Below are 26,996 nucleotides of genomic sequence, written 5' to 3' on the forward strand. Positions count from 1 at the left end.
CCCCATCGGACCGACCCCGGACCACCGCCCGGGACCAACCGGACCGAAGGGTCAAATACCACTATCTACCAGGCCATATGAGCAACCTTCACGGGTCCGGAAACCGTCCGTGCGTGTTGTGGATCTTGATATGGTGTGGTCCCGATGCAACCAGGGCATTCTGCTCGCAGGGGGCGTGTAAATGACGATGTCAGGATCTCGGGAACCGGTCGGTCACGGTTCCCGCACACCAGCTCTTCCCGCGGAAGCGTTTCCGCTCTCCGCGGTGCAGCGAAGTATGTGGTTCGCCCAGCAACTCACGCCGGCGGTCCCCATCTTCATCGCGCAGTACGTCACGCTCCAGGGCGACTTGGACGTCGACCTGCTGAGCCGCTGCGCGGTCACCGCTGCGGAGGAGTTCCAGTCGCCGTTCCTGCACCTGATCGACGTCGACGGTGAGCCTTACCAGTTCATCGACCCCGACACCGACACATCCATCGAACAGGTCGATCTACGCGATCACCCGGATCCGACGGCCGCCGCGCACGCCTGGATGGAACACGACTACTCGGTCCCGATCGATCTCACCCGCGATCGCCTCATCGACATGACCATCCTGCAGGTCGGTGATCGAGAGTATCTGTGGTACACGAGGATTCATCACGTCGCCCTCGACGGGTACAGCGGCATGACGGTAGCGAACCGGATCGCCGCGCTCTACACCGCCGCGCTCGAGCACCGGGATCCGGAACCGAACCGGGCGCTCGATCTGCGCGAGCTCCTCGCGATCGACCAGAAGTATCGCGCGTCCGGTCGCTTCCAGGCCGATCGTGAGTACTGGGCCGACCACATCGCCGGAATCGAGGCCGGGTCCACGCTGGCCGAGACGGACGCACCGGTCTCCGCGGTGAGCCGGCTCGAGAGCGCACCGCTGCCCGAGGCCGTCATCACCGCACTCGACTCCACCGATCGGACACTCGAGGCCACGCCGGCCGCCGTGCTGATCGCGGCCTTCGCGTGCTACCTCGCCCGCATGACCGGGCGCACCGACGTGCTGGTCAACATGCCCGTCTCGGCCCGCACCACGGCGCCGCTGCAGCGGTCCGGCGGCATGCTCGTCAACGTGGCACCGCTGCGTGCGACGGTCCTGCCCAACGACACCGTCGCCGACCTCGTGGGCCGGATCCAGCTGGAACTGATGGGCGCCCTGCGGCATCAGCGGTGCAGCATCGAGGACATCCGCCGCGATGCCGGTCTCACCGGGACCGCCCGCGGGTTGGCCGGACCGATGGTCAACGTCATGCTCTTCCACCAGAAGATGACCCTCGGCGACATCGAGGGCGAATACCACATCGTCACCTCCGGCCCGGTCGAGGACCTGCTCGTCAACTTCTTCCAGAGCGGCAGTCCGACAAGAACATTCGTGGAGTTCCGGGCGAATCCCGGACGCTACTCGCAGGAAGCGTTGCACACCCACCACCGCCGGTTCCTCGAACTGGTGGAGGAGTTCGTGCAGGCCTCCGCCGACACGCGGGTCGCCGACATCCACGCCGAGAGTTCGGTGGTGGGCGCCCAATTGTTGCGCACCGCGGCGCAACTCGAGTTCTGGTCGCGGGAGCTGGCCGGCCTGCCCGACATCCTGTCGCTGCCGTCGGACCGGCCCCGCCCGGCACGGCGCGCCCTCGCCAGCGACCGGGTGGACTTCGAGATCCCCGCGGCGGTGCACCGGGCCGTCGTCGCGCAGTCCGAGGCCCGGGGCTGCACGGTGTTCGCCGCCGTCCATGCGGCGCTGGTGGTGCTGCTGGCACGCCTGGCCGACGTCGACGACGTCGCGATCGGCACGCCGGTGACGGGCCGCAGCCCGGCAGGAGAGTTCGTCAACACCCTCACGTTGCGGACCCGGTTGTCGCCGGGCCTGACGTTCGACGACCTGCTCACCGACGTGTGCCGCGCCGACACCGCTGCATTCCGGCACGCCGAGACACCGTTCGCGCAGCTGGTCGAGTCGCTGGACCGGACGCGGGAGAACGCGCACTCGCCGCTGTTCCAGGTGATGCTCGAGTTCCTCGACGGCCGCACCCCGCATCTCGACGAGGACGGCCTGGTGGTGCGCGGCGTCGACACCGGACCGGACATCTCCGCCCTCGATCTGCGGCTGACGGTGGAGGAACGCTTCGCCGGCAACGCTGCCGGGGACGCGGTCCCGGACGGTGTCCACGCGTCGTTCGCGTTCGCGACCGACATGTTCGATCCGGAGACCATCGAGACGTTGTCGGCGCGGTTCCTGCGCGTGCTCGACGCGGTGCTCGAGGATCCGTCGACGGTCGTCGCCGACATCGATCTGCTCTCCGAGGAGGAGCGCCGACAGCTGTCCGGGGTGTGGGGCGGCGACGGCGTGGAGCCGCGCACGCTCGCCGAGATCCTCGCCGCGGCCGCGCACACCGACCCCACGCGGACGGCGCTGACGTACGAGGGCCGACAGCTGAGTTACCGCGCCCTCGACGAGGACTCGAATCGGCTGGCCCGGCTGCTCGTCTCCCGGGGTGTCGGCCCGGAATCGGTGGTGGCGCTGTCGATGCCCCGCTCCATCGAGTCGGTGGCGTCGGTGTGGGCGGTCGCCAAGACCGGTGCCGCGTTCGTACCGGTGGATCCGAACTATCCGGCCGATCGCATCGAGCACATGCTCACCGATTCCGGTGCGACGCTGGCACTGACCGTCGCCGCGCATGCGGCCGCGGTTGCGGACATCGTGCCGGCCCTGGTCGTCGACGATCCGGGATTCGGCGCACAGGTGCACCAGTGGTCGCCCGACTCGATCACCGACGCCGACCGTTCGGCCCCGGTTCGCATCGACAACCCGGCCTACCTGATCTACACCTCCGGGTCGACCGGAACCCCCAAGGGCGTCACCGTCACTCATCGCGGGTTGGCGAACTTCGCCGAGGACGAACGTCGGCGCTACGGGGTGCGGCCCGATTCGCGCACGCTGCACTTCTCGTCGCCGAGCTTCGACGCGTCGGTGCTCGAACTGATGCTCGCGTTCGGCGCGGGCGCGACCATGGTGATCGCACCACCGACCGTCTACGGCGGCGCCGAGTTGACCGCGCTGCTGCGCGACGAACGGGTCACCCATGCGTTCGTCACCCCGGCCGCGCTGGGATCGGTCGACGCGGACGCGTTGCCCGAGCTCGAGTGCGTGGTGACCGGCGGCGAGGCCTGCCCTCCCTATCTCGTGGAACAGTGGGCGCCGCGGCACCGGATGTTCAACGCGTACGGCCCCACGGAGGCGACCGTCGTGTCGAGTGTGTCCGACCCGTTGGTGGTGGGGCAGGACGTCACGATCGGCTGCCCGCCCATCGGCACCGGGGTACTGGTGCTCGACGCTCGGCTGCGGCCGGTGCCGCCGGGTGTCGCCGGCGAGTTGTACGTGTACGGGGAGGGGCTGGCCCGCGGTTACCACGCGCGGGCGGGGACCACTGCCGAACGCTTCGTGGCGAACCCGTTCGACGGCACCCGGATGTACCGCACCGGGGACCTGGTGCGCTGGCGCCGGTTCGGTCGGCGGCACTCGCTCGAGTACGTGGGTCGCACCGACTTCCAGATCAAGATCCGCGGCTACCGGATCGAACTCGGTGAGGTCGAGGCCGCCCTCCGGTCGCACCCCGACGTCGGGTTCGCGCTCGCCACCGGGTTCGTCGGACCGTCGGGGGACACGCTGCTGGTGGCGTACGTGCAGGCGGAGAGCAACCGGGAGACCGGCGTCGGGGAGCATCTGGCGTCCGAGGTCACCGCGCACGCCGCGGACGTGCTGCCGCCGCACATGGTGCCCGCGAGCGTCGTCGTGCTCGATTCGCTCCCGCTGACCCCGGCCGGGAAACTCGATCGCCGGGCCCTGCCCGAGCCCCGGTTCGACGTGGGCACCGGCGAGTTCCACGCGCCGGCCACCCTGGACGAGAAGAAGATCGCCGGGGTGTTCTCCGAACTGCTCGGCGTGGAGCGCATCGGCACCACCGACAGCTTCTTCGATCTCGGCGGCAACTCGCTGACCGCGACCCGGATCGTGGCCCGCATCAATGCGACCCTCGGGACCGAACTCTCGGTCCTCGACCTGTTCGAGGCACCGACCGTGGGGGCGCTCGCCGCACGCGTCGAGGCCGCCGGACCGGGCCACGGCGCACGCCCGCCACTGGTGCCGCGCGACCACACCGGACCGGTGCCGGTCTCTCTCGCGCAGCAGCGGATGTGGTTCGTCAATCAGCTCGCCCCGGGATCGGCCGCGTACAACATCCCGATCGCGGTCCGGCTGAGCGGCCCGTTGGACGTTGCCGCACTCCGCGGCGCGCTCGCCGACGTAGTCGAACGCCACCAGACGCTGCGCACGGTGTTTCCGAACACCTCCGACGGCCCGGTGCAACAGGTGCGTTCGGTCGCCGACGCGGCGCTCGACCTCGAGCCCGAGGACGTCACCGAGACGCAGCTGCCACAGCGCCTCCAGGGCGTCGCGACCGCACCCTTCGACGTCTCCGTGCAGCTGCCCGTACGGGCACATCTGTGGCGGCTCGGCCCCACCGAGCACGTGCTCGCCCTGGTTGCGCATCACGTGGCGGCGGACGGACTGTCGATGGCGCCGCTCGCGCGCGACGTCATGGTCGCCTACGGGGCCCGCGCGGCCGGCACCGAACCGGCGTGGCCGCCGCTCGCGGTGCAGTACGCCGACTACGCGGTGTGGCAGCGGGAACTGCTCGGCGCGGAGGACGACCCGCGCAGCCTCGCTGCCCGTCAGATCGCCTTCTGGCGCGACGAATTGACCGGGGCACCCGATCTGCTGGAACTGCCCACCGACCGCCCCCGGCCGCCGCAGCAGTCGATGCGCGGCGGCACGGTGAGCTGCACCATCGCCCCGCACCTGCACCGCCGTCTCCTGGAGGTGGCCGGCGAGTACGAGGCGAGCCTGTTCATGGTCCTGCACGCGGCCCTGGCCGTGCTGCTGGCCCGCGCCAGCGGCGCGACCGACGTCACGATCGGCTCACCGGTGTCCGGTCGCGGGGAGGCCGAACTCGACGACCTGGTCGGCATGTTCGTCAACACCCTCGTGCTGCGCAGCCGGGTGGACCACGGCGGGACGTTCAGCGATCTGCTGGCGCACACCCGCACCACCGACCTGGCGGCCCTCGGCAACACCGACGTGCCGTTCGAGCGTCTGGTCGAGGTGCTCGACCCGCCCCGCTCGGAGGCGTACTCGCCGCTGTTCCAGGTGATGCTGGTGTTGCAGGGATCCGAGCGTAATCGGCTCGAACTGCCCGGGCTCGCCGTCGAGGTAGACGAGATCGACACCGGCACAGCTAAATTCGATCTCCAGGTGATCCTGACCGAACAATCGGACGAGGAGGGCCGCCCGGGCCCGATCGAGGCCACGCTGTCCTACGCGACAGACCTGTTCGATCCCGACACGGTCGCCGCCCTCGCGGAACGCTACCTGCGGATCCTCGAGGCGGTCAGCGTCGATCCGGCGGTCCGGGTCGGCGACATCGACGTCCTCGTCGACGGCGAGCGCGAACTCGTCCTCGACGAGTGGAACGCCACCGCGCACTCGGTGCCGGACGCGACGCTGACCGATCTGTTCGACGCCCAGGCCCGACGCACCCCGCACGCGGTCGCCCTCACGTTCGGCGACGAACAGCTCACCTACGCGGAGTTCGCCTCCCGCGCCCGACGCCTCGCGCGTGAGCTGATCGCACGCGGCGTGGGTCCGGAGAGCCGGGTGGCACTGTCGATGCGGCGGTCGTTCGACCTGCTGATCGGGATGTACGCGGTGACCGAGGCGGGCGGCGCGTACGTCCCCCTCGACCCGGACCACCCCGCCGCCCGTACCGAGTACGTCCTCGCGAGCGCCGCCCCGGCGTGCGTGTTGACCACCCGCCGCGACCGTGCCGGTCTGCAGACCGACATCGACGTGCTCGAGATCGACAGTCTCGACCTCGCCGGCCGCGGCGACGGCCCGATCCGTCCCGAGGAGCGGGTAGGCGCCCTCCGCCCGGACCACGTCGCGTACGTGATCTACACGTCGGGCTCGACGGGCCGGCCCAAAGGCGTCGCCGTCAGCCACCGCGCGATCGTGAACCGGCTGGCCTGGATGCAGGACCGGTACCACCTCACCGGCACCGATGTCGTCGTGCAGAAGACCCCCGCCACCTTCGACGTCTCGGTGTGGGAGTTCTTCTGGCCGCTGCAGAACGGCGCGAGCCTGGCCATCGCGCTGCCCGAGGGGCACCGCGACCCGGCTTATCTGTCGCAGCTGATCCACGACCGGGGTGTCACCGTCGCCCACTTCGTGCCGTCGATGCTCGCCGCGTTCGTCGTCGGCGCCGACCCGGTGCAGTGCCGGTCACTTCGCACCGTGTTCTGCAGTGGTGAAGCGCTCCCACCCAGCACCGCGGAGGCGTTCGCCGAGTTCGTCGGTCCGGCGGGCGCCGAACTCCACAACCTGTACGGCCCCACCGAGGCCGCCGTCGACGTCACCTACCGGCAGTACACCGCCGCCGACACCGTTTCCGTCCCGATCGGCACGCCCGTCTGGAACACCCAGGTGTACGTGCTCGACGCCCGCCTGCATCCGGCGCCGGTCGGGGTGCCGGGCGAGCTGTTCCTGGCCGGTGTCCAGCTGGCCCGCGGCTACGTGGGACGTCCGGACCTGACCGCGGAACGCTTCGTCGCGAACCCGTTCGGCGCTCCGGGCACCCGGTTGTACCGCACCGGCGACCTGGTCCGCTGGCGCAAGGCCGGACACCTCGACTACTCCCTCGACTACCTGGGGCGCACCGACTTCCAGGTGAAGCTGCGCGGGCTGCGGATCGAACTCGGCGAAGTGGAGGCCACACTGCTCTCCCGACCGGGTGTGGCACAGGCGGTCGTCGTGGTGCGCCGCGACGAGCTCGTGGGGGAGGCGCTCGTCGGGTACGTCATCGCCGATCCGGGCGTCGAACTCGAGCCGGCGGCACTGCGGGAGTCCCTCGCCGAGTCGTTGCCCGCGTACATGGTGCCGTCGCAGATCCTGGTGCTCGACGAGTTCCCGCTCGGCTCGACCGGCAAGCTGGACCGCCGGGCGTTGCCGGCTCCCGAATTCGGTTCCGTCGAGGCCGAGTTCGTGGCACCTCGTGGCCCGGTCGAGGAAATCCTCGCACTGATCTTCGGCGAACTCGTCGGCACCACGCGGATCGGTGTGTACGACAGCTTCTTCGACCTCGGCGGCAACTCGCTGACCGCGACGCGGCTGGTGGCGCGCGTCAACGACGCGCTCGACGCGCACATCGGGGTGCGGGACGTGTTCGACGCCCCCACCGTGGCCGCTCTCGCGCTGCGCATCGAGTCCGGTGGGATGCGCGGGTCCGAGCGGGCACCGCTCGCGCCCGCCGAACGGCCCGCGGCCGTCCCGGTGTCGCTGGCGCAGAAGCGGATGTGGTTCATCAACCAGTTCGACACCAGCTCCGCCGCGTACAACGTGGTGCTGCCCGTCCGCCTCGACGGCGACCTCGATCGCGGAGCGCTCCGCGCGGCCGTCGCCGATGTCCTCGACCGGCACGAGTCGCTGCGCACCCGGTTCCCCATGATCGACGGCGAACCGGTCCAGGTGATCGTTCCGACCGCGGCCGTCGCACCGGACCTGGAGCCGGAGTCGGTGGCCGAACAGGACGTCGCGGAACGGGTCGCCGAGTTCGCCGGACGCGGGTTCGACGTCACGGTCGCCCCGCCGGTGCGGTCGCTGCTTCTGCGCGTGGGCCCGCAGACCCACGTACTGGTGATCGTCGTGCACCACATCTGCGCCGACGGGTTCTCGCTGGCACCGCTCGCGCGGGACGTGATGAGCGCCTACATCGCCCGCACCGAGGACCGGGCCCCGCACTGGACACCGCTCGCGGTCCAGTACGCGGACTACGCACTGTGGCAGCAGAAGGTGCTGGGCGGCACCGACGATCCGGACAGCGTGCTGTCCAGGCAACTCGAGTACTGGGCGCGCACCCTCGACGGACTGCCGGAGGTCCTCGATCTGCCCACCGACCGGCCGCGGCCGTCGGAACGTACGCTCCGCGGCGCGGTCCACGGGTTCCGGCTCGGACCCGACGTGCACCGTCGGCTCACCGCCGTCGCCCGTACCCACAACGCGACCGTGTTCATGGCGGTACACGCGGCGCTGGCAGCCCTGCTGGCCCGATTGGGCGACACCGACGACGTCGCGATCGGCACACCGATCGCGGGCCGCGGTGCGGCCGCCCTCGACGACATGGTCGGCATGTTCGTCAACACACTGGTGCTGCGGAGCCACTTCGATCCCGCCGCCACCTACTCGGAGTTGCTCGCCGCGGTCCGCGACGGCGACCTCGATGCGTTCCACAACGCCGACGTGCCGTTCGAGCGCCTCGTGGATGCGCTGGCACCGGAGCGTTCCACCGCGCACTCGCCGTTGTTCCAGGTGATGCTCGAGTTCCGCAACAACGAGCAGCCACGACTGGAGCTGCCGGGCCTGACGGTCACCGTCGTCGACACCGGCACCGATTCCACCAACTTCGATCTGCAACTCACTCTCACCGAGGAGTTCACCGAGTCCGGTGAACCGGCCGGGGTGGCAGCCGGATTCACCTACGCGACCGACCTGTTCGATCCGGCGACCGTGACCCGCCTCGCCGAACGGTTCGGTGCCGTCCTGCGCGCCGTCACCGCCGATCCCGCCGTCCGGGTGGGTGACGTCGACCTGCTGACGGCGGACGAGCGGGCCGCGATCGCCCCGGTGAGCGGCGGCGCGGGGGTGCCCGCACGGACTCTGCCCGAGCTGTTGGCGACGGCCGGGGTCGTCGATCCCGACGCCACCGCGGTGGTGTTCGAGGGACGCGAACTCAGCTACCGGCAGCTCGACGCGGACTCGGACCGGCTGGCGCGGTTGCTGATCGCCCGCGGCCTCGGGCCCGAGTCGGTGGTCGCACTGGCACTGGCCAGGTCCCTCGAGTCGGTGACCGCGACGTGGGCGGTCGCCAAGACCGGTGCGGCGTTCGTCCCGGTGGACCCCAACTATCCGGCGGACCGCATCGAACACATGCTCACCGACTCCGGGGCCGTCGTCGGGCTCACCGTGCACGGGCACCGCGACGCGTTGCCGCCCGTCACGGAGTGGCTCGTGCTCGACGACAGTGCCGTCCGGGATCGGATGCAGCGCCAGCCCGGTGGGCCGGTCACCGACACCGACCGGGTGCGACCGGTCCGGCTCGACGACCCCGCGTACCTGATCTACACGTCCGGTTCCACCGGCATTCCCAAGGGTGTCGTGGTCTCGCACCGCGGCCTCGCGAACTTCGCGGCCGAGGAGCGGACCCGGTTCGGCATCACACCGCGCTCGCGGACCCTGCACTTCTCGTCGCCCAGCTTCGACGCTTCGATCCTCGAGTTGCTACTCGCGGTGGGCTCGGGCGCCACGATGGTCGTCGCGCCGCCCACGGTCCTCGGCGGCGACGAGCTGCGGGACCTGTTGCGCGAGAACCGCGTCACGCACGCGTTCGTCACGCCGGCCGCGCTCGCCTCGGTGGACCCCGCCGGTCTGACGGCGCTCGAGTGCGTCGCCACCGGAGGCGAGGCGTGCCCGCCCGAACTGGTGGCTCAGTGGGCGCCGGGCCGTCGGATGTTCAACGCGTACGGGCCGACCGAGGCCACCGTCGTCGCGAGCATCAGCGAACCGCTCGCGGTGGGCGTCCCGGTCACGATCGGACGTCCCCCGCTGGGCACGTCGCTCGTGGTGCTCGATGCGCGGCTGCATCCGGTGCCTGCCGGGGTGCCGGGGGAGCTGTACGTTCTCGGCAGCGGCCTGGCGCGTGGCTATCACGCCCGTCCCGGTACCACCGGGGAACGCTTCGTCGCGAACCCGTTCGGGGACCCGGGCAGTCGCATGTACCGCACCGGCGACCTGGTCCGTTGGAACGGCTCCGGACAGCTGGAGTACCTGGGCCGCACCGACTTCCAGGTCAAGGTCCGCGGCTTCCGCATCGAGCTCGGCGAGATCGAGTCCGCCCTGCGCCGGTTCCCGGGGGTGGCGCGTGCCGTCGTCACGGTCGACGGATCCGGGCCGGCGAGTCGACTCGTCGGGTACGTGGTGCCCGAAGCCGGCGCCGCGGTCGACCCCGCCGACGTCACCGAGTTCGTCGGCACGTTCCTCGCGTCGTACATGGTTCCGTCCGCGGTGATGGTGCTCGACGCGCTCCCGCTCGGTCCGGCGGGCAAGCTGGACCGGCGGGCACTGCCCGCGCCCGACTTCGGCGCCCGCACGGCGGGACGCGCTCCGCGGTCCGAACGCGAACGACAGCTGGCCGACCTCTTCGCCGAGGTCCTGGGGCTGGACTCGGTGGGCGTCGACGACTCGTTCTTCGGGCTGGGCGGCGATTCGATCATGTCGATCCAACTGGTGTCGCGGGCGAAGGCTGCGGGACTGCACTTCACACCCCGGGACGTGTTCGAACACAAGACGGTCGAGGCGCTCGCCCGGGTGGCGCAGAGCGGGGCGGACACCGCCACCCTGGCCGAACTCGACGGCGGCGGCGTCGGGGACGTGCCACTGCTGCCCGTCGCCCATTGGCTGCTCGACCGCGGCGGACACCACGACCGGTTCTCGCAGGCGGCGCTGCTGACCGCGCCGGAGGGGCTCGACGACGCCTCGCTCACCGGTGCAGTGCAGGCGGTCCTGGATCGGCACGACATGCTCCGGGCCCGGATCCGTCCCGGCGAGCACCGCATGATCGTGCCGCCGGCAGGTTCGGTGTACGCCGAGTGGCTGATCCGGCGCATCCGGGTCGACGCGGCGCCCGGCACAGACGCCTTCGCCGACACCGTCCGCGCCGAGCTCGACGCGGCCGAGGATCGTCTCGACCCGTCCGCGGGCGAGATGATGCAGGTGGTGTGGCTCGAATCCGCGTCGGGCGGTGGGCGGCTGCTGATCGTCGTGCACCACCTCGTGGTCGACGGTGTCTCGTGGCGCATCCTGGTGCCGGATCTGGCGACCGCGTGGGCGCAGATCGTTGCCGGTGAACGGCCCGACCCGGCACCGGTCGGCACGTCGATGCGGCGGTGGGCGCACGGTCTCGTCGACGCCGCCGCGGACCGCCGCGACGAGCTCGAGCTGTGGCGCGCGATGCTGTCCGGGGACGACCCGCTGCTGGGAGCGCGCCCGCTCGATCCGGCGGTGGACGTGGCCTCCACCGCCCGGACCGTCACCGTCGAGGTCTCACCCGACGTGACCGACGCGTTGCTGACGACGGTGCCGGACGCGTTCCGCGGCAGCGTCAACGACGGCCTGCTCACCGCGCTGGCGATGGCCCTGGTCCGCTGGCGCCGGGACCACGGCGTCGACGCCGACACCGCGCTGGTGACGCTCGAGGGTCACGGGCGCGAGGACCACGTGCTGCCCGGCGCGGACCTCGCGCGGACCGTCGGGTGGTTCACCACCCTGTTTCCGATCCGGTTGGACCTGACCGGAATCGACATCGACGACGCCTTCACGGGCGGGCGCGGCGCCGGCGCGGCGGTCAAGGCCGTCAAGGAACAGTTGCTGGCGGTGCCCGACCACGGCATCGGATACGGGATGTTGCGGTACCTCGACGACGAGGGCGGACGCGCGCTGCGCGGCCTGGCGTCGGCGCAGGTGAGCTTCAACTACCTGGGCCGGCTCACCGCGGCGGTCCCTGAGGACCAGCGGGCCGCCGGCTGGGTACCGACCGACGATGCCGACCTGAGCGTCCTGCAGGACGCCGACCTGCCGGTCGCGTCGGTCCTCGACATCAACGCGGTCACCACCGACGGGGCCGACGGATCCCGGCTCCGCGCCACGTGGGGCTTCCCGGCCGGCGTTCTGACCGCCGCGGACGTCACCGAGCTGGCCGGGCTGTGGACCGAGGCCCTGGTCGCGCTGGCCCGGCACGTGTCCCGGCCGGGGGCGGGCGGACTGAGCCCGTCGGATCTGGATCTGGTCGACCTCGGGCAGCCGGAGATCGAGACGCTCGAGCAGCGCTTCCCGAACCTCGCCGACGTGTGGTCGCTCTCGCCCCTGCAGTCGGGTCTGCTGTTCCACGCCCAGCTGGCCGACCGCTCGGTCGACGCCTACCTGGTGCAGATGATGCTCGACGTGCGCGGCGCCGACCCCGCCCGGCTGCGGCGGGCCGGGCAGGCGATGCTCGACCGCCATCCCAACCTGCGGGCCGCGTTCGTGCACGGGCCCGACGGCACCCCCGTCCAGGTGGTGCAGGAGCGGGTGCCGTTGCCGTGGAACGAGATCGACCTGTCCGAGCACGACGAGCCGGTGCGGGAGGCCGAACTGGCGCGGCTGATCGCCGACGACCGGACCCGACGCTTCGATATGGCGGAGGCCCCGCTGATCCGGTTCCTGCTGGTGCGGACCGGCCCGGACGAGCACCGGCTGATCCTGACCAACCACCACATCCTGCTCGACGGCTGGTCGACACCGCTGATGATGCAGGAGCTGCTCACCCTGTACGCCACGGACGGCGACACCACCGTGCTGCCGCGGGTGCACGCCTACCGGGACTACCTGGCATGGATCGCCGCACAGGATCCGGAGGCCGGGGTGCGGGCGTGGACCCGGTCGCTCGCCGGTCTCGACGAACCGACACTGCTGGCGCCGCTCGACCGCGGCCGCGAACAGGCCACCGTGCCCGCCGAGATCGACATCTCGCTCGACGTCACCCGCACCGCCCGGCTGCAGTCGATCGGCCGGCAGTGGGGCGTCACGTTGAACACGATGGTGCAGGCCGCGTGGGCGATCGTGCTGGGCGCCTCCACCGGCCGCGACGACGTCGTGTTCGGCGGCACCGTGTCGGGTCGCCCGCCGCACATCCCCGGCATCGAATCCATGATCGGGCTGTTCATCAACACGCTGCCCGTCCGGGTGCGGCTCGACGCGCGGGAATCGGTGGGGGAGTTGCTGCGCCGGATCCAGTCCGAACAGGCCGGACTCCTCGACCATCACCACGTGAGCCTCACCGACATCCAGGACGCCGTCGGACCGGCGCTGGCGTTCGACACCCTCACGGTGTTCGAGTCCTATCCGGTGGACCGGTCGGCGATCACCGACGCGGACATCTCCGGGCTGCGCCTGGTGCGCGTGCACGAAGGCTCCGACGCCGCACACTATCCGCTCACCCTCGTCGCCAACGCCGACGACCGGCTCCGGATGAAGCTCAAGTTCCTGCCCGACCTGTTCGACCGCGGGCAGGCCCGGTCGCTGGCGGAGCGGGTCCAGCGCGTCCTCGTCGAGGTGTCGGAGGATCCGCAGTGCCCGCTGGCGCGCCTGCGGCTGCTGTCCGATGCGGAATGGGCCGAATTGGTGCCGCTGCGTGGCCGTCCCGGCCGGTCCGTGCGCACCCTGCCGCAGTTGTTCACCGATGCGGCCGCGGCCGATCCGGACGCGATCGCACTGGTGGCGGGCACCACCGAGGTCACCTACCGCGAACTCGACGAACGATCCAACCGATTGGCCCGCGTCCTCCTCGACGACGGGGTGGGTCCGGAGTCGTTCGTGGCGTTGGGGATTCCCCGGTCGATCGATTCGGTCGTCGCGGTGTGGGCGGTCGCCAAGACGGGTGCCGCGTTCCTGCCCGTCGACCCGAACTATCCGGCGGAGCGGATCGCGTTCATGCTCGAGGACTCCGGCGCGACGGCGCGCCTGACGGTGACCGGGGCGCGCGACCGGCTGCCCGCTACCGTGCCGTGGACCGTCCTGGACGATCCCGCGTTCGAAAGCCGCCGCGCCGCGCAGTCCGCCGCGCCCGTCGGCGACGACGAGCGGCCGGTGCCGCTGCGGCTGACGCACCCGGCGTACGTGATCTACACCTCCGGCACCACCGGGACCCCGAAGGGTGTGGTCGTCACGCACGAGGGCCTCGACAACCTCTCCGAGGAGTACCTCACGCACTTCGCGACCCGGCCCTCGTCGCGGACCCTGCACTTCTCGACTCCGAGCTTCGATGCCGCGGTGCTGGACTACCTGCTGGCGTTCGGTCCGGCCGCGACCATGGTCATCGCTCCCACCAGCGTGTACGGCGGCAGCGAACTCGCGGACCTGATCCGCGACCAGCACGTCACGCACGCTTTCATCACCACCGCGGCGGCGGCGACCGTCGACCCCGCCGGTCTCGACGAGTTCACCGAGGTGATGGTGGGCGGCGAGGCCGTCCCACCCGAACTGGTGGCGCGGTGGGCGCACGGGAGGCGCTTCTACAACGGTTACGGGCCCACCGAGGCCACCGTCATGGCGAATGTCAGCGCGCCGTTGGTCACCGGCGAAACCGTCACGATCGGCGCGCCGCTGCGCGGGGTGTCCGAGCTGGTGCTCGACACCAACCTGCGGCCGGTGCCGGCGGGGGTTCCCGGCGAGCTGTACATCGCCGGACCGAACCTGGCGCGCGGCTACCATCGGCGTCCGGGCCTCACGGCGGAACGGTTCGTTGCGAACCCGCACGGGGTCCCCGGCGAACGCATGTACCGCACCGGCGACGTGGTGCGTGTGCTCGCGGACCGCACGATCGAGTACGTCGGACGATCCGATTTCCAGGTGAAGATCCGCGGCTTCCGGATCGAACTCGGCGACATCGACAACGCGTTCGGCGACCACCCCGACATCCGGTTCGCGGTCACGCTGGGACGGCCCGGACCGACCGGGGAGACGTCGCTGGTCACGTACGTGCTGCCGGTCGCCGGCGCGCAGCCCGAGCCGGGTGCGCTGCGGGAGTACGTCGCCGAGCACCTGCCCGCGCAGATGGTGCCCGCGAGCATCATGATCCTCGACGAGATCCCCCTGACCCCGATCGGCAAACTGGATCGCGCCGCACTCCCGGCACCGGAGTTCCTGCCCGCCGCCACCACGTTCCGGGCCCCGACCGATCCCACCGAGCAGACCATCGTCGACACGTTCACCGCGGTCCTCGGGCTCGAGCGCATCGGCGTCGACGACAGCTTCTTCGACCTCGGCGGCAACTCGCTCATCGCCACCCGGGTGATCGCCCGACTCGGCGCGGCTCTCGGCGTCGACCTCGGGGTGCGGGCGCTGTTCGAGGCGCCGACCGCGCACGAACTCGCGCGCTGGGTCTCGCGGGCGCACCTCGACGCGGCGGCCCGTCCACCGTTGCGGCCCCAGGACCGGCCCGACCCGCTTCCGCTGTCGCTGGCCCAGAAGCGGATGTGGTTCATCAACCAGTTCGACACCGAATCCGCCGCCTACAACATCCCGCTCGCGGTCCGCCTCACCGGCGACCTCGACGTCGACGCTCTCACCGCGGCGGTCGCGGACGTGCAGGAGCGCCACGAGACGCTGCGCACCCTGTTCCCGTCGCGGGACGGCGAACCGGTCCAGCTGGTGGTGCCGGCCGCCGAGGCCGCGCCGAGCCTCGACGCCGTCGACGTACCACCGGACCGCGTTCCGGAGCGGATCGCGGCGCTGATCTCCCGTGGGTTCGACGTCACCACCGCCGTGCCGGTGCGCGCCGAACTGCTGCGGCTCGGCCCGCGGGAGCACGTCCTGACGATCGTGGTCCACCACATCTGCGCCGACGGCTTCTCGATGGCACCCCTCGCGCGGGACGTCATGGCGGCCTACGTCGCCCGCACGGGCGGCCACGTCCCACAGTGGGCGCCGCTGCCGGTGCAGTACGCGGACTTCGCGCTGTGGCAGCACCAGGTGCTCGGCTCCGAGGACGACCCGGATTCGCCGGGGCGTCGACAGCTGGCGTTCTGGACGGAGGCGCTGGCCGGGCTCCCTGAGGCGATCACGCTGCCCACCGACCGACCCCGCCCCACCCGGCAGAGCTTCGACGGCGCCCGCGTCGAGTTCGAGATCCCCGCGGAGGTGCACCGGGCGCTGGCCGAGTCGGCACGGCGGCACGGCGCGACGATGTTCATGGCCACGCACGCCGCCCTGGCGGTGTTGCTGGCCAAGCTCAGCGGCACCGACGACATCGCGATCGGCACCCCGATCGCCGGCCGCGGCGAGGCCGAACTCGACGACCTGGTCGGCATGTTCGTCAACACCCTGGTGCTGCGGTCCGACGTCGACCCGGCGGGCGGTTTCGCGGACCTGCTCGCCCGCACCCGCGAATTCGACCTCGCGGCGTTCGGGCACGCGGATCTGCCGTTCGAGCGCCTCGTCGACGTGCTGGCCCCGGAACGCTCCACCGCGCACTCGCCGCTGTTCCAGGTGATGCTCGAGTTCCAGAACAACGAGCTGCCCCGGCTCGAGCTGCCCGGCCTCGTCGCGGACCCGGTCGCCGCCGATCTGGCGGTGGCGAAGTTCGACCTGCAACTGACCCTCGCCGAGCGTCACGACGACGCGGGCGTCCCGGACGGTATCGCCGCGGTCTTCACCTACGCGACGGATCTGTTCGACCCGGGCACGGTGCGCGAGCTGGGGGAGCGGTTCACCCGACTGCTCGACGCTCTCGTGGCGGAGCCCGAACGGGCGATCGGCGACATCACGATCACCACCGCGACCGAACTCGACACGATGCTGCACCGGTGGAACGCGGAGGGGGTCCGCGCGGCAGACGAGACGCTGGCCGACCGGTTCGCGCTCGCCGCGGCCCGCTTCCCGGACCGTCCGGCGCTCACCTACGAGGCGTCGACGCTCGGGTACGCCGAACTCGACGCCCGCGCCAACCGCCTCGCGCGGCATCTCGTCTCGCTCGGGGTGGGCCCGGAGACGCTGGTAGCGGTGGCGCTGCCGCGGTCGGCGGACCTCGTCGTCGCGCTCCTCGCCGTCATCAAGTCCGGTGCCGGCTACCTGCCGCTGGACGTCACCTATCCGGCCGAACGGCTCTCCTACATGCTCACCGACGCCGCGCCGGTGTGTGTGCTGACCACCGGCGCCGACGCCGACGCCATCCCGTCGACCGACGTTCCCCTGATCCGTCTCGACACCGACGAGACCGCCGCGGCGCTCGCGGCGGCGCCGGACCGGGCGGTCACCGACGCCGACCGGCTCACGCCCCTGCGCCCCGACGACGTGGCGTACGTCATCTACACCTCCGGTTCCACCGGCCGCCCCAAGGGCGTGCAGGTCACCCACCGCAACGTGCTGACCCTGTTCGCGAACACCACCGGCGCCTTCGGGTTCGACGAACACGACGTGTGGACGATGTTCCATTCCTACGCCTTCGACTTCTCGGTCTGGGAGCTGTGGGGCCCGCTGCTGCACGGCGGGCGGCTGGTCGTGGTCGACTTCTACACCGCACGCTCGCCGGAGATGTTCCTCGACCTGTTGCGCACCGAGCAGGTCACGGTGCTCAACCAGACGCCGACCGCGTTCTACCAACTCGCGGAGGCCGACCGCCTCGCGAGCGAACAGGGCACGACGGCAACCGATCTGGCGTTGCGGTATGTCGTGTTCGGTGGCGAGGCCCTCGACCTCGGCCAGCTCGGCCGCTGGTACGCGCGGCATCCGGACAGCGCGCCGCGGCTGGTGAACATGTACGGCATCACCGAGACCACCGTGCACGTCACCCATCTCGAACTCGACCGCGCGTTCGCCGAGGCCGCCGACGCCAGCGTCATCGGCCGCGCGATCCCCGGCCTGCGGGTGGTCGTCCTCGACGAACGCCTGCACCCGGTCCCGCCGGGCGTCGTCGGCGAGATGTACGTCGCGGGAGAGCAGTTGACCCGCGGCTACCTGGGTCGGAGCGCCCTGACGTCGAGCCGGTTCGTCGCCGACCCGGTCGGTGCGCCGGGATCCCGGATGTACCGCACCGGCGACCTCGCCCGCTGGAACCGCGACGGGCGGCTCGAATACCTGGGCCGCAGCGACTTCCAGGTGAAGATCCGCGGCTTCCGGATCGAGCTCGGCGAGATCGAGGCCGCGCTGTTGCGGTACCCCGGCATCGCACAGGCCGTGGTGGCCGTGCACCGGGACGGCACCGGACCAGCGCGGCTGGTCGGCTACGCGGTGCCCGAACAGGGACTCGACGTCGACCCGCAGGACGTGCTCGGTCACGTGGGCCGGGAACTGACGTCGTACATGGTTCCCGCGACCCTGATGCTGCTCGACGAGCTTCCGCTCACCGCGAACGGCAAGCTGGACCGCAAGGCGCTGCCGCAACCGGAGTTCGGCACCGGAGCCGCCCGCGGCCGCGCTCCCGAGACCGACGTCGAACGCACCCTCGCCGGCCTGTTCGCGGAGGTGCTGGGTCTGGATTCGGTCGGTGTGGACGATTCGTTCTTCGGGCTGGGTGGCGATTCGATCATGTCGATCCAGCTGGTGTCGCGGGCGAAGGACGCGGGGTTGCGTTTCACGCCGCGTGACGTGTTCGAACACCGCAGTGTCGCGGGCCTCGCGGCCGTCGCCGCGGCCGATTCCGGGGAAACCCCGGTGCACCTCGACGAACTCCCCGGCGGCGGGGTCGGTGAGTTCCCGCTCACCCCGATCATGCACTGGCTCCTCGAGCGCAGCGACGACGTGCGTCGGTACACGCAGACCGCCCTCCTGGCGCTGCCGAGCCGCACCGACCGGGATCGTCTCGCGCGCACGTTGCAGGCCGTCGTCGACCGGCACGACATGCTGCGCGCGCAACTACACACCGGCCCGGACCCGCACATGCTGGTCCGGCCGGTCGGGGCGGTCGACGCCGACGACCTGATCACCCGGATCCCCGTCGACGCACTGTCCGGACCCGACTTCACCGCCGTGGCGGGTGCGGCGCTCGACGACGCCGCCGGCCGCTTGGATCCCGCTGCCGGAGCCGTGCTGCAGGCGGTGTGGTTCGACGCCGGCGAGACCGGGGGTCGGTTGCTCCTGGTGATCCACCACCTCGCCGTGGACGGCGTCTCCTGGCGCATCCTGGTTCCGGACCTGGCCGCCGCGTGGACGCGGATCGCCGCGGGGGAGCTGCCCGACCTGGCACCGACCGGCACCTCCATGCGGCGCTGGGCGCACGGTCTGGCCGATGCGACCGCAGGCCGGGACCGCGAGCTCGAGCTGTGGCAGGGCACCCTCGACACCCCGGACCAGGTGATCGGGTCGCGTCCGCTCGACCCGGCAGTCGACGTGTACGGGACGGTCGACAAGGTGTCCGTGGAACTGCCGTCCGCGGTCACCGAGGCACTGCTCACGACGGTGCCGGAGGTGTTCCGCGGCAACGTCAACGACGCCCTGCTCACCGCGCTGGCGATGGCACTGACCCGGTGGCGGCGCACCCGCGGGGCCGACACCGACGCCGCACTGGTCAACCTCGAGGGCCACGGCCGCGAGGATCAGGTGGTGCCCGGGGCCGACCTGGGACGAACCGTCGGATGGTTCACGACGATCTTCCCGGTCCGCCTGGATCTGACCGGAATCGACGTCGACGACGCGTTCGCCGCGGGGCCGGCCGCCGGGGCAGCCCTCAAGGCCGTCAAGGAACAGTTGCTGGCGATCCCCGATCACGGCATCGGGTTCGGGATGCTCCGGTACCTCGATCCGCGCACGGGGCCGGTGCTGGCGGAACTGCCGGTGCCGCAGGTCGGGTTCAACTACCTCGGCCGGCTCGGGGGAACCTCGACCGGCACCGACGTGCCGTGGGTTCCGGTGTCCGACACCGAACTCGACGACGCCCCGAGCGCCACGATGCCGGTCGCGTCCGCCCTCGACGTCAATGCCGTCGTCGGCGACACCCCCGACGGGCCGCGGCTGCGCGCCACGTGGGCGTTCCCCAGCGGGGTCCTCGCGACCGTCGACGTCGGGGAACTCGCCGACCTGTGGGTGCGGGCGCTGTCCGCGCTCGCACGGCACGCCGCGCATCCCGGAGCGGGCGGGCTCACCCCGTCCGATCTGGACCTGGTCCGGCTCGACCAGGACGCGATCGAGGCACTCGAGCACCGGTACCCGGGCCTGGACGACGTGTGGTCGCTGTCGCCGCTGCAGGCGGGCCTGCACTTCCACGCGATGCTCGCCGACGACTCCGTGGACGCGTATCTGGTGCAGCTGACGCTGTCGCTGGGCGGCACGGTCGACACCGACCGGCTGTGGCGGGCGGGGCAGGCGCTGCTCGACCGGCACCCGAATCTGCGGGCGGCGTTCGTCCGGGTCGAGGGTGCCGCGTCGGACAGCGGCGCGGTGCAGGTGATCCCCGACCGCGTGGAACTGCCGTGGACCGAGGTGGACCTCTCGCGCCTCGATCCGGGCACCCGCGCCCGCCGCTTCGACGAACTGACCGCCGCCGATCGCGGGACCCGATTCGATCTGACGGCGGCGCCCGCGATCCGGATGACGCTGGTGAAGTTCGGTGCCGGCGACTACCGCCTGGTCGTCACCAACCACCACATCCTGCTCGACGGCTGGTCCACACCCCTGGTGATCCGCGATCTGCTGACTTTGTACGCGACCGACGCCGATGCGTCCGTGCTGCCGCGAGTGCACCCGTACCGCGACTACCTGGCGTGGATGGCGACGCAGGACCCGGCCGAGTCCACCGACGCGTGGCGCAAGGCGCTCGCCGGGCTCGAGGAGCCGACCCTGCTGGCCCCCGCCGTCCCCAGTGCCGGCGGCGGGACCGCCGAACTGGAGGTGGCCCTGACCGCGGAGCACACCGACACACTGCGGTCCCTCGTCCGGGAGCGCGGGCTGACCCTCAACACCGTCGTGCAGGCCGCGTGGGGCATCGTGCTCGGCGCGCTGACGGCGCGCACGGATGTCCTGTTCGGCGGCACCGTGTCCGGTCGGCCCCCGCAGATTCCCGGCATCGAGTCGATGGTCGGTCTGTTCATCAACACACTGCCGGTGCGGGTCACCCTCGACGCCGGCGAAACCCTCGGTGAACTGCTCGATCGCGTCCAACGCGAGCAGGCCGCGCTCCTCGACCACCACTACCTCGGGCTCGCCGACATCCAGCGCGCCACCGGCCCCGCCGCCACCTTCGACACTCTCACGGTGTTCGAGTCGTACCCGGTGGACCGCAACGCTCTGACCGCGGACACCGACATCGCCGGCCTCAAGGTCACCGGTATCGACGGCCGCGACGCCGCGCACTACCCGCTGTCGCTGGTGGCGTCGGTGAACGGCAGCCTGAACCTCAAGTTCGAGTACTTCCCCGAGGTCTTCGACCCCGCCGTGGTCGAGTCGATCGCGACACGCGTCACCGTCGTCCTCGAACACATCGCGACCGACCCGGACCGTCCGCTCGCCCGCCTGGACCTGCTCACCGACACCGAGCGCCACGATCTGGCGCCGGTCGAGGGCCCGGTCGGCGGATCGATCCGCACCCTGCCCGACATCTTCACCGACGCCGCGGCCCTGGACCCCGACGCGATCGCGTTGTCGTTCTCCGGTCGCGAGGTCACCTACCGCGAACTCGACACCCGGTCGTCGCGGATCGCCCGCGTCCTCATCGACCAGGGTGTGGGACCGGAGTCGTACGTCGCGCTGGGGATACCCCGGTCCGTGGAGTCGGTGCTCGCGGTGTGGGCGGTCACCAAGACCGGTGCCGCCTTCGTCCCGATCGACCCCAACTATCCGCCCGAACGGATCGAACACATGCTCGCCGATTCCGGTGCAGGCCTCGGTCTGACCGTCGCGGCGCATCGACACCGGCTGCCCGACACCGTCACCTGGCTCACCCTCGAGGACCCGGACGTCGCGGCGGCCTGCGCGGCCCACTCCGACGCCCCGGTCACCGACGCGGACCGCACCGCGCCGCTCGGGCTCGAACACGCCGCGTACGTCGTCTACACCTCCGGGTCGACGGGCCGGCCCAAGGGCGTCGTCGTCGCGCACCGCGGCCTCGACAACTTCGCCCTCGACCAGCAGGCCCGCTTCGGGGCCACCGCCACATCCCGGACCCTGCACTTCGCCACCCCCAGCTTCGACGGCGCGGTCTTCGAGTACCTGCAGGCGTTCGGTGTGGGCGCGACGATGGTGATCGCCGAACCCACGGTGTTCGGCGGAGCCGACCTGGCCCGCGTCCTCGCCGACGGTCACGTCACCCACGCGTTCGTGACCACCGCCGCCCTCGCGACCGTCGATCCGACCGGGCTCGACGAGTTCACCCACGTCGCGGTCGGCGGCGAGGCCTGCCCGCCGGAACTGGTCGCGCGCTGGGCCCCGGGCCGGGACCTGCACAACGCGTACGGGCCGACCGAGACGACGATCATGTCGAACATCAGCGCGCCCATGACCGTCGGCGAACAGATCACCATCGGTGGCCCCATCCGCGGTGTCCACGAGGTGGTTCTCGACGGGCGCCTGCAACCGGTGCCGGTCGGGGTGCCCGGCGAGCTGTACATCGCCGGCCTCGGACTGGCCCGCGGCTACCACCGGCGTCCGGGACTGTCCGCGGAACGCTTCGTGGCGAACCCGTTCGGTAAGCCGGGCGAACGGATGTACCGCACCGGCGACATCGTGCGCTGGCGCCCCGACCTGACGATCGAATACGTCGGCCGCTCGGACTTCCAGGTGAAGGTCCGCGGGTTCCGCATCGAACTCGGCGAGATCGACGCCGCGTTGGCCGCCGATCCCACGGTCGGGTTCGCGGTCACCCTCGGCGTGCCCGGACCGGCCGGCGACACCGTGCTCGCGTCGTACGTGGTCGCCACGACCGGGGCCACCGTCGAGACGGGCGCCCTGCTCGACCGGCTGTCGGAACAGTTGCCGTCCCACATGGTGCCCGCCGCGGTGACCGTGCTCGACGAGATCCCGCTGACCCCGGTCGGCAAGCTCGATCGCGCCGCGTTGCCCGAACCCGAGTTCGCGTTCACCAGCGGCGAGTTCCGCGCCCCGACCAACCCCCTCGAATACACGCTGTCCGACGTGTTCACCGAGGTGCTCGGCATCGACCGGATCGGCATCGACGACAGCTTCTTCGATCTCGGCGGTAACTCGCTCATCGCCACCCGCGTCACCGCCCGGCTCAGCGGCCTGCTCGACGCCGACATCCCGGTGCGGGCACTGTTCGAGGCGCCGACGATCCACGCGCTCGCACAGTGGGTCGCGCGCGAACGCGGCGCCGGCACCGGGCACACCCGGCCGGACCTCGGCCGTCGCGAACGGCCGGACCGTATCCCGCTGTCGCTCGCGCAGCAGCGCATGTGGTTCATCAACCAGTTCGACACCGCGTCCGCCGCCTACAACATCCCGATGGCGGTGAACCTCACCGGGGCACTCGACACCGACGCACTGCGCGACGCGGTCGGCGACGTCCTCGAACGGCACGAGTCGCTGCGCACCGCCTACCCGATCGTCGACCAGGAGCCGACGCAGGAGGTCTGGCCGGTCGGCGACGTGCTCACCGACCTGACGCCCGTCCCGGTCGACGACGACGCCGAGCTGCGCCGGCAGATCACCGCCTTCGCCTCGCACGGGTTCGACGTCACCGCCGCACCGCCGGTGCGCGCCGAACTCCTCGAGATCGACGACGAGCACCACGTCCTGGTCATCGTCGTGCACCACATCTGCGCCGACGGCTACTCGATGGCGCCGCTCGGCCGGGACCTGATGGCCGCGTACACCGCTCGGGCCGCGGGGACGAGTCCCCAGTGGGCGCCGCTGCCGGTGCAGTACGCCGACTACACCCTCTGGCAGCACGAGATGCTGGGGACCGACACCGATCCCGACTCGCTGATCTCGCGGCAGCTGCGGTTCTGGACCGAGGAGCTCGCGGGCCTGCCCGACGTCATCCAGTTGCCCACCGACCGCCCCCGTCCCGTGCAGCAGACGTTCCGCGGTGGCCGGGTCGAGTTCCGGGTACCTGCCGAACTGCACACCCGCATCACCGAACTCGCGCACCGGCACGGCGCGAGCATGTTCATGGCGATGCATGCCGCACTCGCCACCGTGTTGGCGCGGCTGGCCGACACGGACGACATCGCGATCGGCACCCCGATCGCCGGCCGCGGCGAGATGGCCCTCGACGAGCTCGTCGGCATGTTCGTCAACACGCTGGTGCTGCGGACCCGGATCGACCACGACACCTCCTTCGACGCGCTGCTGCAACAGGTCCGCGAGTCGGATCTGGCCGCGTTCGGGCACGCCGAGGTGCCGTTCGAGCGCCTGGTGGAGGAGATCAATCCGCCCCGGTCCACGTCCTACTCGCCGCTGTTCCAGGTGTCGATCGAGTTCCAGAACAACGAGCGACCGCGACTCGAGCTGCCCGGCCTGACCGTCGAGGGAGTCGGGATCGACGCCCAGGTCGCCAAGGAAGACCTCGAGTTGGTGCTCGCCGAGGAGTTCACCGACACCGGCGATCCGGCCGGGGTCCTGGCGTCGCTGGACTTCGCCACCGACCTGTTCGACGAATCCACCGTGCGCGGCATCGCCCACCGGTTCATCCGCGTCCTCGAGGCGGTCGTCGCCGACCCGGCACGCGCCGTGGGCGACATCGAGATCCTCGACTCCGGTGAACTCGCGGCCCTGGCACCCGCGCACGGTGGCAACGACGTCTCACCCCACGTGTGGCCGGAACTGCTCGAGTCGGCGGCGGCCGTGGACCCGGACGCGGTGGCCCTGTCCTACCTCGGCCGCACCCTCACCTACCGGCAGCTCGACGAACGGTCCAACCGGCTCGCCCGTGTCCTCGCCGGACGCGGCGTCGGCCCGGAGACGTTCGTCGCCCTCGGGATGCCCCGCTCGATCGACGAGATCGTGTCCATCTGGGCGGTCGCGAAATCGGGTGCGGCATTCGTTCCGGTCGATCCGAACTACCCGGCCGAACGCATCGCGCACATGCTCACCGATTCGGGTGCGCGCCTCGGGCTCACGACGTCGGCACTGCGCGAACGACTTCCGGACACGGTGCCGTGGCTGGTCCTCGACGACGATGCGATCGCGGCTCGGCTCGCGGACGCCTCACCCGCGCCGGTGACCGACGCCGACCGGACGGCGCCGCTGCACCTCACACATCCGGCGTACCTCATCTACACGTCGGGATCGACGGGCCGACCCAAGGGCGTCATCGTCACGCACCTGGGCATCGCGAACCTCACCGAGGAGGAACGCCAGAGGTTCTCGGTCACCCCCGACGCCCGGGTATCGCACCTGGCCTCGCCGAGCTTCGACGCCTCCGTGTTCGAGATGATGATGGCGTTCAGCGCCGGCGCACGCCTGGTGATCGTGCCGCCCACCGTCTACGGCGGCGCCGAACTGACCGACCTGCTCTCACGGGAAGGTGTGACGCACGGCTTCATCACCCCCACCGCCCTGGCCTCGATCGAGGACGAGGGACTCGAGTCGCTGCGGATCCTCGCGGTGGCGGGGGAGGCGTGCCCACCCGAACTCGTCGCCAAGTGGGCGCCCGGCCGCCGAATGTTCAACGGGTACGGTCCCACCGAGACCACCATCCAGGCCAGTGTCAGCGCCCCGATGCAGCCCGGCGAGACCGTCAACATCGGTGGACCGGCGATCGGATTCGAGGAGGCCGTCCTCGACGGCCGCCTGCGCCCGGTCCCCGTCGGAGTGCCCGGCGAGCTGTACATCTCCGGCCCCGGCCTGGCCCGCGGCTACCACAACCGGCCCGGACTGACCGCCGAACGGTTCGTCGCGAACCCCTTCGGCCCGCCCGGATCCCGGATGTACCGCACGGGCGACGTGGTCCGGTGGCGCCACGACGACACGATCGAGTACATCGGCCGGTCGGACTTCCAGGTGAAGGTCCGCGGCTTCCGCATCGAGCTCGGCGAGATCGACGCCGTCCTCACCCGGCATCCCGCGATCACGTTCGCGGCGACGCTGGGCCACACGGGGCCGTCCGGGGACACCCTGCTCGCGTCGTACGTCCGGCCGGTGGAGGGGCACTCCGTCGAAGCCCGTGAGCTGCGAGCGCACGTCGCGGCGCAACTGCCCGCGCACATGGTGCCGTCCGCGGTGGTGGTACTCGACGAGATCCCGCTGACGCCGGTCGGCAAGCTCGACCGCCGGGCCCTGCCGACACCGGAATTCACGTCGCTGACCACCGAGTTCCGGCCACCGTCGACCGCCACCGAGCGTGCGGTGACGGAGGTGTTCGCCGACGTCCTCGGAGTCGACCACGTCGGCATCGACGACAGCTTCTTCGATCTCGGCGGCAACTCGATCATCGCCACGCGCATCATGTCGGAGCTGCAGGCCCGCCTCGGCCGGCAGCTGCCGCTGCAGACGATGTTCCTGGATCCGACCCCGTCGGGCCTGGCCAAGCGGATCGACCTGCCGGTGGGATACCTGGGACGCAGCGATTCCCCGGTCGACGACGCCCTGGGTGTGGTGATCCCGCTGCGCCCCAACGGCGAACGACCACCGCTGTTCTGCATCCATCCCGGCATCGGCCTGTCCTGGGGCTACGCCGGCCTCGTGCAGTACCTCGCGAAGGACCGTCCGGCGTTCGGTCTGCAATTGCCGTTGCTGAGCGGCGGTCCGGACTTCGGGTCGGTGCAGCAGCTCGCGCACCGGTACGTCGAGGAGATCCGGACGGTGCAGCCGCACGGGCCGTACCACCTGCTCGGCTGGTCGCTCGGCGGTGTGATCGCCCACGCGATGGCCGTCGAACTGCGGGGCGCCGGTGAGGAGGTCGCCACCCTGGCGATCATGGACAGCTACCTCACCGAGGGGGAGGAGGAACCAGGGCATCTGACCGTGGTCGAACTGCTCGAGGGATTGGGCCTCGATCTCGCCCCGTACGGCGACGTCCGGGACCTGACGTACGCGCAGGCGGTCGATCTGCTCAACGAATCCCTCGGTCAGGACACGGGTCTCACCCCTGCGCACCTCGAACGCATCAACGAGGGGTTCACCACCTCGGCCCGGATCATGAACCGCTACGCACCCGATGTGTTCGACGGCGACCTGCTGTTCTTCACCGCCGGACGCGGTGACGGCAGTGCGCAGTCCACCCCCCGGCATTCGCCGCAGGTGTGGCAGCCCGCGATCACCGGACGCATCCGTGAGTTCACGATCGACTGCGAGCACAACCAGATGATCGAGCCCGAGGCACTGTCCGCGATCGGACCGCTCCTCGAAGAGTATCTGGCTTCGCACTGAAATCGGTCCT

1 protein-coding gene is annotated in these 26,996 nt (G+C 71.1%); it reads left to right on the forward strand.

The features are described from left to right. Positions 1 to 181: 181 nt before the first annotated feature. Positions 182 to 26,986 (forward strand): non-ribosomal peptide synthase/polyketide synthase, encoded by a 26,805-nt coding sequence (locus tag PSS76_RS18745; protein ID WP_337456519.1) that lies wholly within the window; start codon positions 182 to 184, stop codon positions 26,984 to 26,986. The last annotated feature ends 10 nt before the right edge of the window (positions 26,987 to 26,996 follow it).

It is taken from the genome of Prescottella sp. D32 (assembly GCF_037287305.1).
GTDB lineage: Bacteria > Actinomycetota > Actinomycetes > Mycobacteriales > Mycobacteriaceae > Prescottella > Prescottella equi.

What these genes read in the sequence shown, in the direction of transcription:
- PSS76_RS18745 (WP_337456519.1), top strand. Translation starts at nt 182, where the DNA reads ATGACGATGTCAGGATCTCGGGAACCGGTCGGTCACGGTTCCCGCACA.